The following is a 13354-nucleotide window of genomic DNA, read 5'->3' as shown; positions in this document are numbered from 1 at the left end:
TCATCCTTCCGGAGTTGTGTTTATGTCTATTCCGTCCATTCACGGCGCGCCGGCGGTCTTCGATGTTTCCCCTGTCGAATCCGCTCATGCTCCGGCATCACTCGACGACATGGTGCAGCAAGCGTTCCAGCATATGAACAATTCCGCCAATACCCATATGGCGGCCATCAATCACGTCATTGCGGGTGATCCGAGCGATCCTTCTCATCTGGCGAAACTGCAAGCAGCAATGTCCGACTACAACATCGAGATTACGATGGCGGGCGAGCTATCACGCAAAGCCATTTCCGCCGTCGAAACGCTGGTGAAGGCTCAATAAGCAATGAATCGCCTAGTCAGATATGGGATCCTCCCAATCGTCTGCCTGCTCAGCGCCTGCAATCAGCAGGCGCTGCTGCACGGCCTATCCGAATCACAGGCGAATGAAGTGGTTGCCGTTCTGCAAGCACACGACATCCACGTCGCGAAAGTCGATCAAGGCAAATCCGGATATGCGGTCGATGTTGGGCAAACCGATTTCCCGGCGTCGGTCGACCTCCTGGACAAATACAACCTGCCCTCTCCCCCGCGTGTTGAGATTGCCCAGGCTTTCCCGTCCGACTCCCTCGTCGCGTCCCCCCAGGCAGAGCAAGCTCGATTGCTGTCCGCCGTCGAGCAGCGCCTCGAAGAGAATCTAGCCGCGATGCACAACGTTGTCAGCGCGCGCGTTCAGGTGAGCTATCCGCTGCAACAATCCGAGCTCATCAAAAGCGAGCCCAATATGCACGTATCGGCGTTGATCACCTACCGCAACGATGTCGATCAGGCGGTACTCGTCAGCGAAGTCAAGCGTTTCATCAAGAATAGCTTTTCCCATATCGATTATGACGATATCTCCGTCATTCTCTATCGTGCCCCCGCGATTTTCCGGGCCGCTGCGACCGAACCTCGATCTGTTTCGCCGACGTGGCTATACGGTCTGCTGGCGATTCCCGCGCTCCTCGCGAGCCTCGCTGCAGGTCTCTGGTGGCGATACCGCAAAACCCCTGGCACGTCGGTGCGGGCACTGCTGCCGAGCCTGCGTCGAAGCGAAGACGACGCAACACTCGAAAACGAACATGCAGAACCAACCGTTGCTGCGCCGACCACCTCTGTTGCCACCACGACGGAGAGACCGTCGTGAATCCACGCGCACTGTTCCCGATTCTGTACGCGCCGCTCCGATACACAGATCCGGACCATCATCAACTCCATGGCCTTGACCTGACGCGACTACCCAAGTCGCTTGCCAATCAGTGGTTGATCGAGCACTGGGCCTTACCAGTCTCGTGTGACTTCGCGTTCCGACACGATCCCGACATCATCACGTGTGTGCGATCGTGGTCGCACCTGCGACGGATCTGCTATCTGCTCGGCTTGTTGCGCGTGCGCACTCCACTCATCGAGCAGGCATGGTACCCAAGACTCGATGAACTCGCTCGTCAATTCTTACTGATCCGGGTGCCGGCCGTTCCGACCATGGATGCTGGCATCCGTCTGCAGGAGAGCGACATCTTCGCAGCCGGATCAGCTTGTCTCGCTCCGGTATTTCGGCGCATGCCCCCGGCCTTGCGTGCCCGGTTGCCGTTACTGTTTCCCTCCAGCGTCACCCGCTCGCTCACGGAGCAACTGCGCAATCCGTCGACCGACACGGCCATCCCACCGTTTCTTTTCTCGCTTGCTCATCACTATGCCCTTGACACCCATGCGCCAACTCCCCGACCTACCGCTGGTTGACAACGCGGTCATACCATACGCGTCGTTGCGACGCGCCACGCGCGCGACCAATCTGCTCAAGGACGCTCAGCATCGTGCCAAAGGCCTCGTCCATGACGCGGAAAAAGCAGCACAAGCTCGCCGCGACCACGCTTTTTTGCAAGGTCATGAGGCTGGACTGGCTCAAGCCGCCGCTCTCGTCGCAACCTATTTTGCGAATTGTGAACGCTGGCAGGTGACGCTCCACGATCAGGTGGTAGCGAACGTCACGCATACCCTGGCCGGCCATCTCGACGATCCGACGTGGCTTATGCGCCTCACCGAAGACCTAATTCGCCAGCGAGAAACGTACCGGTCCGCACCAATGTCCGTTTCCCTGCCGCAACATGCGAAGGCAATCAGGCCCGCTTTACGCCAACAACTCGAACAGGCCGGTGTATCCGCGCAAATCGACCTTGTCGATGGTACGGTTTTCGCCGTCCGATGGGGAGACGAGGTTGTTGAATTTGACACCACCACCGTGGCGGATTCAATCGTCCAAACGACCTTGCGCGCCGTGGACCATCCGTTACAAGCTGCCAGGACTCGCAACCTGACGCGACACTTTCTTGATAGTGCTCTGCAACAGTATGACGCCCTGCTTGTTAATCCCAAATGCAAGGAATAATCACCATGCACCCAATTTCATCGCTTGTACGTCACCTCGCATCCGAGGGAAATCCCTCCGGCTCAACGCCGCCTCCCTCTCTCGATCAGCGACTTACCGCAACTCACCAACAATCCTCCGGCTCACCTTACGCCACCCAAAATACCCCGATGACTCCCGCCGAGTTCGAGTGGAAGTGTATGCTGGCCAACTGGGAAAACCAGATCTTTTCGCCGGATCCGGACGACCCCAGCACCTGTGCGACATTGACAACTCAACCAAGCTGGTGAAATCGGACGCCGCGTAGCTCAATATCCGCCCCACGCCATGCTGTCACCCTGCCGTCGCATGTGAGCGGCAGCGAGCACACCCTTATCTGCACTCGAATCCTGGGACATCGCGTCGGTCAAGGCAGTGTCCGACGCTGCCCAATCGCAGGGTGGCGATTCACTGACATCGAAGTCGCACCGCCACCAGCCGCGGATCCCGCCAGCGACTGTAGTCGAGCGATCATTCTACGCGCCGCCTTAACCCCTTGATTCCGCCACCAGCCGCCCTTGGGGCACCCCATTGACAGCCACTCGCGGCAAACCTGTCGGCTCTGACAGCTTGTCAATGCACGGCCAATAATTTATCGTCCGCCTTCCTAAATAATCATATCTACGTGCCGATCACTGTTTTAGTCGACCGGCCAGATTTCATCGTCGTCACTTGTCCTGCTTCAATACAAGGTGTACGTTGCTCCGCCCCTTAATCTCTAGCCCCGAGCTTGTCCAATCTTTTTCGATCGACACCATGGAGAATTTCGAGGCCCGATTGTCCACCATTGAAACGGCGATTGCCATGCAACGCCGCCTGTTGGTCAATCATCCCGTTTTTAACGCCATCCAGTCTCACCCTGATTTACGGACCTTTATGGAATGGCATGTGTATGCAGTTTGGGATTTCATGTCGCTTCTCAAACGGCTACAGAACGATTTGACCTGCGTGTCCGTCCCCTGGATACCCGCCTGCAGCGGTAACACGACCCGCCTGATCAACGAAATCGTCCTTGGAGAAGAATGCGACCACACCCCACTTGGTTTCATGAGTCACTTTGATCTCTATATGCACGCCATGCGTGATATCGGTGCATCACCCTCCCGCATTCAACACTTTATCAAGCTGGTTCGCGCCGGCGTTGATGTCAACAATGCATTGATCCGCGTAGAGGCCCCGTTGCCAATTCAAACGTTCGTCAATACCACCCTTCGAACATGCGAGGAAAATTCGACGCACGAAGTCCTCGGCGCATTTCTCTTCGGCCGGGAGGACATCATTCCCGACATGTTCCGCACGCTGCTGGACCGCTGGCGAGTCGACCATCAACAGATTCCCCTGCTCAACTACTATTTGAGGCGCCACATCCAGGTCGATGACGCGGAGCATGGTCCAGCCGCACGCACCCTGATTCAAGACGTCACGGGAGGCGAACCGCACAAACTGGAAGCCACCCTCAAGGCCGGCTTCATTGCTGTCACCGCACGAATCAAATTGTGGGATGCACTCAATGCCCATCTTCGCGCTCAACCAAGTGCCGTCCCGCCTGGCTAAGGTATCGGCAACGTACCCTCCGCCATTCAGCGTCGCGTCGACGGACGTTGATTTGGCTCGAATGAAACTGGGCGGCTGATCGGGGAGGTTGAATTGCGTCAGCCAACACGTACCCTGCGGAAAAAATAGGGAAACCCGGGCAGTCGGCATCGATACAGCAGCGCCGTTCGTCGATGGATGCTTGGGACATTGGGAATCTGCTGCCCGCCCAAACCTCGCCAGCTGGATAGATCCGCCCAGCTGGCGAGCATGACAGTTCACCCGCTGGGCCCCGTTGGAATGACGTCTCCGCGCAGGCCACCGGCCGCCGTTCGATCAGTTCACGCGCGTCTGCCACCCACCTAAACCTACGCTCGCTTCCCCCCGACCTCGCCTGCCCCAGCATCGCCGCGGCAATACCAAACGGGTTTAATCGCGCCCCTCCATCCTCCTCGCACTGCCTGAGGTGTCGAATTCAATCCGTTCTCCGCTTTCGCGCATCGCTTTTTCAACAATAACGTATTGGGCCCGATATCCCGGCATGGTTACACTGGTTCTTTGCATGGACGGATTCTGCAAGCGAGTCGATAGACGATCGACAACAATTCACCTTGGTTAAAGGAGGAACTACCATGACGATCCGGGCACTTCCCAAAATCCCACCTGTGGCCAAGAGAGCCGTCCAAAGCACCCCACTGCGCCCTCCCCTCTCTCGCTCGAAAGCTGTCAACGGGTTCTGTCTCTCCAGTGCGCTGCACCTAAAAAATACCTGCGTTGGAATCGGCAGCTCACCTCGCATCATGGGCAGCGCAATGCCTCAGACTCCTATCGGTCGCGCATTGCGTTGGCATGATCGTGTCACACAAATGTCCCAGTCTGTATCTCGCCGACCTATCGCCAAGGGGCTCGTCAGCATTGGAGCACCGGCATCGGTCGGGACGACGTCCGTATCCGGCCAGATCAATTCCTACAAAGTGTTCGACACGCCGACGGAGGTCCGTAACGTAAAAGAAGATCGACAGGTTTGAAAACAAGGGCGCGTCAAGTCTCTTCTGACCGCAATTCGAACACGGAGCAGGCATATATCGTCGTGGCCTCCCGACATTCGGTATCTGATAGGAGTCCAAGCGATCATTACCTTTATGTATCTACGGGTAGATTTTCGTGTTGATGCAAATTGGAACGTACAATTGGCTGACGTGGCGGCACCGCATTCATGGTCATATTGCCGGCCGGCAAGCACTGCTTTTTGCTTTGCGCGAACCGTCAACGAATTCCTCTCGCCCACTTCCCGCCACATTCCGCGCCCATTAGTGCGTATCTGCTGAGCTCCCGCTTCACCTTGACGGTTACCCAGGACACCTACCAGAACGTCGTGCACAGCACAGGAAACAAATCCGACACTTCAGGCGCGGTCAGTATTTAGCCAACCTACGGTTGTGCTCCGATGCCCCCATCACCCAGGTATTGGGTATCACTATTGATCGCTTTCGCCATCATAAAAGCTATCGCCAGCATGACTGCTCTGCGGACAAAATCCATCCCTTTCTCTGCGCGATCACCTCATCGAAGTTGATCATCCGGACGGCCTCCTTGATCAGCTCTCGATCAAGCGGGTCGATCGGTAACACACCGTATGGTGGAAAGGATTTCTAGTCCGAGCACGGTCGATGCCTTATGCTTCGTGCGCGGTCAGCAGCCCCTGCTCCGACGCTGCTTGCCCGCGAGTATCTGCCCCCCCGGAAAAATCAGCCGCTTCCGATGCGCATTCACCATTTTTCCGATTTCGCCAGCCCAATCGTCATCATAGAATGATTCTCGCTGACGGCTTGCTAAGTGGCGTTCCCCGTCAGCAACTGTAGTTGGAGACTGCAGTTGGCGCCGCTCTTTACGGGCGGCGCCCCTTCTCCATTTTTCACCGATCGTTGCCTGCTCATCTGCCGATTTCCGTCCCCGTTGGTTTTTGGGTCGCGCAAAGAAACGCCATATGACAGCGCGCGAGCAGAATCATCATCTTGCCACCTGCTTTCAGATGATTCCGATAGCATACCGAATCAGACCTGCGACTATCGGTTCGTGAATGTCGTTCTTCCGATCACGCCCTTTCGATCTCTCAGGAAAGTTCGGCCACCCAGCGGGAGCAGCTAATGAGATGGTCACCCCCACCCAACATGCGCGTTACGCAGTAGGGTGTTCTCTTTTCTGGAGAGGCCATCATGCAAAACGTGACGCTGGCTGGAATTGACCGCGGCAAGCACTTATTTCACCTTCATGGACAGGACGGGCACGGCAAGGCTGTGTTTCGCAACAAGGTGAGCCGCAAGTAGCTTGTAGCGTTTTTCGCCAGTTTCCATGTCTGCAAAGTAGTGGTGGAGGCTTTTGCCGGTGCGCACCACATGACCTGCAAGCTGGCAGTGCTCGGGCATCAGGTCAAACTCTTCTCCCCGCAGTTCGTGTTGCCCTTCGTCAAGAGTAGCAAAGAATGGCTTCTTCGATGCCGAAGCGATCTGCTAGGCAGCGTCGCGCCCTGCTATGCGGTTCGTAACGCCGAAGACGCAAGCGCAACAAACACTATCCGCCCTGCACCGCGCCCGCGATTCGCTGGTGCGTGACCACACGAACACTAGCAACCAGATGCGCGGCTTCCTGCTGGGATTCGGCATCAGCCTGCCGGTCGGCCACGCCGTCATCACACGCTTGCCGATCGTGCTTGCTGAGCATGCCTTGCTTCCACGCCTAGTCGCAATCCTCGACCGCGTACATAGCCATTTCAAGTAACTTGCCGGACAGATCAGCGAGATCGATAAGGAGATGTCGCGTCAGCTGGCCGATGATGAGATCGGTCATCGTCTGGCGTCGGTCCAGCCACGGCAAACGTACTGGCCGCCGAAATGGGCGATGGCAAGCAGTACGGCAGTAGTCGAGACTTCGCCGCGTCGGTCGGGTTAATGCCACGTCAGTACAGCACCGGGGGCAGAGCCAATCTGTTCGGCATAGGCAAGAGGGAAATAAGAATACCCGGCGCCTGCTCGTGCAGTGTGTCCGGGCCTACATACAGCGGCTCACCCGGCAGACCGGCCCGCTCGCCACCTGGGCACACCATGCTGACACGACGGCATTCAAACGGCGTGTGGCCTGCTCACTGGTGAACAAACTGGCGCGCACAGCGTGGGCGCTAGCAACCCGCAACACCGTATTCGACGCGGGATCGGTGGCCGTGCGGCCTGACCAACGGATTCTGTATCCGCTCTACCGAAGTCCACCCACCTGGTTTTGCGATTGCTGAAATTTGATGACGTGAACGGCACAACGGCCTGAAAAGCACCCTGACGTAAAAATTGGCTCTCGAAGCCGTGCGGCTTTTCAGGATTGTCAGGCGCGACTCTCATCATGGCGCAGGGAGACATCCCCACAACAACGCCGGACAGATTTAGGCAAGCCAACCACAGCGTCAAAAATCAGTTGTGCAAAAATGGGGATGGCCATAGATTTTAGAGGCTCCTTACTCCTGTCCAACGCCCCGTCCCTCCTCGCAATGGTTGTTGGTTGGCAACGCGCGCCATCACTCGGGACACATCTTGCACAATCCTCACCCGTCGCACCTTCATCTTCCCGCCCATCACATTAGCGATCGATGACAATGAGTCACGCTCGATGACGCGCATTTCGAGTTCGCTCGCCAGGTCAGGAGGATTACGATCAGAACACGGCGGTAGCCGCCGGTCACACGACGGCCAACAAGGACATCAAGCTCCGAGCTCGAACCATTTTCGATCGTCAACGATATCGCAAATATCATTAATGATTCTCAGTAGTGGAATTCAACCAACCATAAGGAACCCCCCCCACGTTTGGAGGGCGCCTCGACGACTGCCATCGTGTCGACAAGGTTTGCCCTTCGTATATTTTTTACAAAATTCTCGTCAAGGCCTCTACGTTGCCATTAATTATACCTCCATTCAAAAATCGCTCACGAATCAGCCAGTGCATATGATGAAAGACAGAACTCTATGTAGAATAGCATCATTGTTAAATAGATTACTGTATAAAAGGACTCGCATGGACATTTACGATCAAGCTGACGATATCAGCAACGAACTCACCGCCATCCTTGTTGCGCACCATCTCGCCCTCGAAGAACTGGTCAATGACCTCGCCGCTCGCAATCTCATCAGCAAACCCGCGTATTGCAGCCGTCTCGACAAAATCGCCATGACGATGCCATCCCTGATTCCTGGTCGACAAACCATTGCCGATCATGTTAGGCAAATTGCCAGAGCCATTCGCGAGTCTCAACCGGAACATCCATTTCCAAGCGTTCAGTAGTTGACCCGAACTCAGCACGTGGAACATCGACACCGGCGAACGCCTCGAAGGGAGAAGCAGTTCGAAAAATTACGCATCAATCTCCACTCAAAATCGATATTTCACCTTCACTTTTACGGTGTACATCGCATGATGTATAGAAGGCGGCCTTGAATCTCACGCTTGCGCTATGCAATCCCCGTAGGAACGCAATCTCCATTACCGAGTTTCGGCGTAGACACACGCATTCTCACCGCTGTACGGCCGTCTACAACAACGTCCCCGCGTCAGGAATCGGCCCTCCTATCGCCCAATCAGCGACAATCGCCACTGTTCATCGGCTGCCTAATAAAAATCCTGGCCATGTCGTCGTCGATCACGCAGCACCGGAAAGCACCGACGCCCTACTTTACCCTCAGACCGGTCGCGTGGGCAGGCACTGGAGTCCACACCTCATGCGTCGGTGCCAACAAGCTGCGTGGTTGGAAAGGCAATGTTTGCACGCCGTATCGCCAACCGCCCGCCGCATTGCCGCCATGCATACGCGCGACACCGATGACCGCCCTACTCGCTTTCTAGACACCTCTCCCGGCAAAGCTGGGCCAGCCGAAACCTCCAGGCCCTCGCCTTCCTCCAAAGAAAGCGAGTGGGGTAAATGCCTCCGAGAAAGGAGATTATCGAGTTTCACCTCACGCAAATCCCATATGCATGAACGTCACAATGGATTCACGGTCAAAATTGCATTGCAACCTGCAATCAAGGGACATGGCCTCGCATATCGAACAATTCGTGCGACAAAACCCAGCTCTTTAGGGTAGTGGCATGCCCAGGCTGATGCGCAAATCTTGACAATCAATGTTCAACCCATATCACCATGTCGATTAATCCGCTAGCAAATCCCCCCCCCATTAAGAGCAGTTGATTCCGCTTCCGTCGGTTGCGCATGATCAGCGTTGCCAATGACTCGAGTGAGTCGCGGGGGAGCTCGAAGCACGACTTCAGTCGGTAATCGCCGATGCGCCGTGCCATCTTTTCAATATGGAACAAGGATCACACACTGTCATGAACTTCATCAACCGCGCAATCTTGCACGTCAGAGCACATGCATTCAATCATTCGACGGCATATGCAAGACTCGCCTTGTACCGCGGCAAGCCAGGTCAAATGGCGACAGCATTGAGTCATATCGCCAATAAAACATTCGCACGAACCGGAAATTACGAGACACTTCACCACCCCGGCAACGCATGGCATCCGAGGGATAGATACTATGGCCTACTAGAAGATAGACTCATAAAAATATTAACAAGCAATCCTACCCACTACCATCCTTGCTCTCCACAAATTCCCGAAAACGCAGCAGAAGATACCGCGCTCTGACTCCCGGTTCCCGGAATAGGTTCATGACTCAATTCACGATCGACCAGCTTCACTGGAGTTCCCATGATTTCGTAGGCAGTCGATAACCAACTGGTACTCGAACATTGTGCGAGGTCACGTGTGTCACTCCGCGCGGCTACTACGCTTGGTTGCAAATACCGATTTCTGATCGTACGCAGGAATTTTCGCGTTTCCTGCGTTTGATTCGCGCATCCTTCAAGGCCAATCACGGAATTTACGGAGCGCCCCGAATTCTTCAAGATCTGAGGGAGGCCGGAGAAACGTGCAACAAGCATCGCGTTGGCCGCCTGATGTGAGAAAACAACATCATGTCGCAACATGACTATCGGACGCGGCACTACGCCGCTGGCAAGCCATCCGTGTTGGCGCCGAATCTCGTTAAACGCAACTTCGATGTTGGGCTGGCAAACAAGATCTGGGTGACGGACATCACGTATAGTACGCCCAACCAGCGTGGCCCGCCCGTATGGAGGTGAGTTGCTTGAGCCTGCTTGGAATGCAGGGCTCCGGAGGAGTTGACGTTGCAGTACCGGAGCGTGCCCCCTCTGCTGCCAGAGGAAGTAAGCCGAATCGGCAGTGACTGGCCGACACTGGCAAGGTGACGTAGTCCGTGGGAAACGGGGCTTGCGGCGAAGCGGTTACGCCAAGACGAGCCGCCAAGCTGAGCATAGGACAAAATAAAAAACACCGTACGAGGCGGTCATAAGCTAAAAAAACGGCGTAGACGAGGTTCAGGTCAATCGCAGTGTCAACTGCATTCGTTGATCAATTCAATTATTTGAAAACGGAAATCTCCAAATTGACTCTCCAATCGTCGAGCTAAGCGCAACCACCAATCCCAAGATTCATCATTAAATTGTATGCTCGAATACGATTCAAAAGTATTGAGAAATTCCTCCAATTGAACCGCCTCGCACCACCGGATAAATGAAGGCGACGATGTCCCTCAACTCCGTTCGAGCTTGTATGGAACAAATCCCGAGTTCCCCTGCGATCGCGGCCGCTGATTCACCGCGTAGTGCCATTTTCACCCCTGACGTATTGATTGCCTTCCGCTCCAGTGCCAACCGCGCCGACTCGCTCCAGATTCCATGCTCGAGCGCAACCGTCTTACACGATTCTCCACGAGCCACGCGCTCGCCCGCCGGTCCGTCGATTACGCCTTTTTGCAACTCCAATTGAGCCTGGAACAATTCGGCCTTCGGAACCACGTTCCCTGTAGTCTCAGGATAGATCGGCCAGATTCCGTGGTCCCACGCAACTTCACTGCAGCGCGCACCACCTTTCGCACGTGCTTGTGCGATTTCAGCCGCTAGTTCCAGTGACGTACCCGCCACCGTCGCATTACGCAACGCTTCTCCAGCAAGCCGCACCAGATTTCGTTTGACAGGCTCAGGTATTTCGCGCCCGCTAATCTTTACCGCTACCCGGGTAAGATCGTCACGCAGCCTAATACGCCCCCAACTATTTAGCTGAACCGCCGCATTTCGTCGATCTTCGACCCGCATTGGCATTAAGCTCTGTTGGCAAGCAACTTCAACGATCTGTCGTCGAATCGATAAAATATCGGCAAGCGGACTACTCCCTCGAATTGTAGCTGCAGCCCTCAATGGTACGGATCGCGCAATAGGGTCCATATCTGCCTCCTCCGTCGGTCCGCGAAAACTTTACTTTCTCGCGATTCACTGAGCATTGCTATTCAAATGCGATCATGGTCCAAAACTCTGCATTCGTCACTACAACATGGTCTTTGCTCAGTAACTCTCGACAATTTGGCACCCCGCTCTACTGGAACTGGCGAACCATCTGCGGCCAGCGTCGGCGACTCATACGATAATGCGCTGACCGAGACGAGCAACGGGCTGTACAAGGCCGAATCGTCAGTAACCGTCAACCGAGAGAATCATCGGTGAGCTGCCCTTCGAGTGCCTTCTCTATAGCGCGAATCTGCTCTGTAAGATATTTGAAGCGCTCATGCAAACGGTCAAGGATCGCGCCGAGGCGCGGCGGCAGTCGATACTCGGCGAGTACCGCAGGCAAGCGCTTCACAACAGCGTGGCCGACGGGGAGGCTGATTCCGAATTCAAGCAGGAATCCATGCATCTGGTTGGTCGTGCACACCCGATCGCAAACCGGAGCTTGGCGAACTCGATGGGGCGCGGAAAGTGTCGGCTGGAATTCCGTCTTGGGTGTCACAAACCGCATCGATGGTCGTGACGCACGCTTCGCATATAGCCTCGGCATCAACGAAGTCGTTTTTGTTGCACTTGACGAACGGGCGTACGAATTGCGGAGAGATCAGCTTGACGGCGTTTCCGAACTCGCTGAGCTTACGTGCCATCCAATGCGCACCTGCGCAGGCCTCCATGACAGCAGTACAAGGATGGAACGTGGCGAAGAACTCAAGCAGCTGCTTCCGCGATACCTTCTTGCGAAACACGACTTTGCCTACGCGATCCTGCCCATGCAGATGGAAAGAATGCTTGCCCAAATCAATCCCAATCATCGTGACGTTGTCCCTGGCAATGACCTCCCGAGGAAAGGTCTCAGCAGCCTACTCGCTGCGAGGTGGGGTGACCATCCCATTACAGCCCTTTTCGCTCTTTTTTGAAACATCTTCTAAGCCTCGTGCAGCTCAATGATGGCCCCGCCGCCCCACGAACGGGGGCGCGTGCCAAGGTGATCAATATCCGATAGCGCGGTACGCGCAACCGCTCGATAGTGCAGCCATCGACAATGGAGGCGTCCATGTTACCCATAGGCGGTGCTTCAGTATCTAATATCGATCTCAAGAAGGTTTGCAGGTTAGCCATAGAGCACGCTGAGCCTGGAGCGGATCAGGTCCGCGCAGATATTGTCAAAATCGCTTGCAGTGCGGACCAGTTTCCGAAAGCGATGCGCTCGGAAACGTTACCGCTGTCTCCAGATGAGACGAATTGCGTCAAGCTACGGGGGGCTGATGACCTTGTCCGCGTCGCGACATGGATCGATGAAAGCAAGACACCTTACGTAAAAGGGGGCGCACTTGTGCGCGCGGCTGCGGACAATTTACGAAAGGCGACATCGGAAAATTCGTCTCTTGAGCTCGCGATGGTGATTGCGACGGCCCGCGTGATACGCGGTACGTCTTGTCGGCTAGTCGCAGTGGAACACGGTATTCCTGAAACTCCGGTAGCTTCGGACTCTCCATATTCTCCGTGCTCGCCTCGAGAGCTCTTGGAGTTCGCTGTGGCTGCCGGTCCGACTCCCAGCATCGCGCGCGACCGCGTGCGCAATGGTGAGTCGTGTGATGTGATCGCAACGGAGTTGGGTTTGCAAAGTGAGAAGGCGCGTACGGCACTGGAACGTTATGCTATTTCGAATCGTGGGCCAGCGTTGGCGCAGAGTGGAAAATCAAGGGATGAGGTTATCGAGTCGTTGGGCGTGCGCACTGCCGAAGGCAAGAGGATGATAGAAGAAATGATTGGTAGCCACTTGCGAACGACGAAATTGACACAAGTCGAGTTAGTCGCTGTCCACCGACCACGATAGCCCCTTTCTTTGCACTTTCAACCCGGCTTCGGCCGGGTTGTTTCGTTTGCGTCCGCCTCGTGCAGCCATTTTTGTTTTTGGAATCCAGGAGATGGATCGACCATCGTTCCGGTGCGCGACGCAACTGTCCGACCCGCTCGTCAATCGATGGTTTGCGCACATCGT

At 55.5% G+C, this 13354-nt stretch carries 10 protein-coding genes and 2 pseudogenes; 9 read left to right on the top strand and 3 right to left on the bottom strand.

Going from position 1 to position 13354, the window contains the following annotated elements; genetic code table 11:
* Positions 1–22 precede the first annotated feature (22 nt).
* The 9 genes and pseudogenes from sctI (at position 23) to WS49_RS36525 (ending at position 9954) form a co-directional block, all read left to right on the top strand.
* Positions 23–319 (top strand): type III secretion system inner rod subunit SctI, encoded by a 297-nt coding sequence (gene sctI, locus WS49_RS20920; RefSeq protein WP_059532857.1) that lies wholly within the window; start codon positions 23–25, stop codon positions 317–319.
* A gap of 3 nt (positions 320–322) precedes the next feature.
* Positions 323–1162: a type III secretion system inner membrane ring lipoprotein SctJ gene (gene sctJ, locus WS49_RS20915; protein WP_082722052.1), complete on the top strand. Its 840-nt coding sequence runs from the start codon at positions 323–325 to the stop codon at positions 1160–1162.
* Positions 1159–1755, top strand: coding sequence for a type III secretion apparatus protein OrgA/MxiK (locus tag WS49_RS33930; RefSeq protein ID WP_175981865.1), 597 nt, complete (start codon positions 1159–1161; stop codon positions 1753–1755). The genes sctJ and WS49_RS33930 overlap by 4 nt, the downstream gene beginning before the upstream one ends.
* Positions 1724–2401 carry a hypothetical protein gene (locus WS49_RS35225; RefSeq protein ID WP_156437310.1) on the top strand — a complete coding sequence of 226 codons (678 nt, stop codon included), beginning with the start codon at positions 1724–1726 and terminating at the stop codon, positions 2399–2401. The genes WS49_RS33930 and WS49_RS35225 overlap by 32 nt, the downstream gene beginning before the upstream one ends.
* Before the next feature lie 774 nt (positions 2402–3175).
* Positions 3176–3973 (top strand): DUF3050 domain-containing protein, encoded by a 798-nt coding sequence (locus WS49_RS20900; RefSeq protein WP_059532901.1) that lies wholly within the window; start codon positions 3176–3178, stop codon positions 3971–3973.
* A gap of 2195 nt (positions 3974–6168) precedes the next feature.
* A pseudogene (locus WS49_RS33925) lies at positions 6169–7172 on the top strand (IS110 family transposase); the annotation flags it as partial.
* 839 nt (positions 7173–8011) lie between these two features.
* Entirely contained in the window at positions 8012–8278 is a 267-nt protein-coding gene (locus WS49_RS35220) for a hypothetical protein (protein ID WP_156437309.1), read from the top strand.
* 1041 nt (positions 8279–9319) lie between these two features.
* Positions 9320–9637, top strand: a complete 318-nt coding sequence (locus tag WS49_RS35215) for a hypothetical protein (protein WP_156437308.1) — start codon at positions 9320–9322, stop codon at positions 9635–9637.
* 104 nt (positions 9638–9741) lie between these two features.
* Complete coding sequence (locus WS49_RS36525) at positions 9742–9954, top strand: IS3 family transposase (RefSeq protein ID WP_082725329.1); 213 nt, start codon at positions 9742–9744, stop codon at positions 9952–9954.
* Between the two features lie 579 nt (positions 9955–10533).
* Here WS49_RS36525 and WS49_RS35210 read toward each other — a convergent pair.
* The 3 genes and pseudogenes from WS49_RS35210 to WS49_RS35875 all read right to left on the bottom strand — a co-directional run.
* A complete protein-coding gene (locus WS49_RS35210; RefSeq protein ID WP_156441428.1) occupies positions 10534–11295 on the bottom strand; it encodes a hypothetical protein in 762 nt (253 codons plus the stop codon).
* Positions 11296–11551: 256 nt separating this feature from the next.
* Positions 11552–12164: pseudogene (locus tag WS49_RS20890) on the bottom strand (IS110 family transposase); the annotation flags it as partial.
* Positions 12165–13162: 998 nt separating this feature from the next.
* Positions 13163–13354 (bottom strand): hypothetical protein (locus WS49_RS35875; protein WP_218921253.1); only part of this gene is annotated, 192 nt, incomplete at its 5' end.

This window comes from Burkholderia sp. RF7-non_BP4 (genome assembly GCF_001521935.1).
GTDB classification, from domain to species: Bacteria; Pseudomonadota; Gammaproteobacteria; order Burkholderiales; family Burkholderiaceae; genus Burkholderia; species Burkholderia diffusa.
Note: the sequence above shows the minus strand (reverse complement) of the source record. Positions and strands in the feature narration are given on the sequence as shown.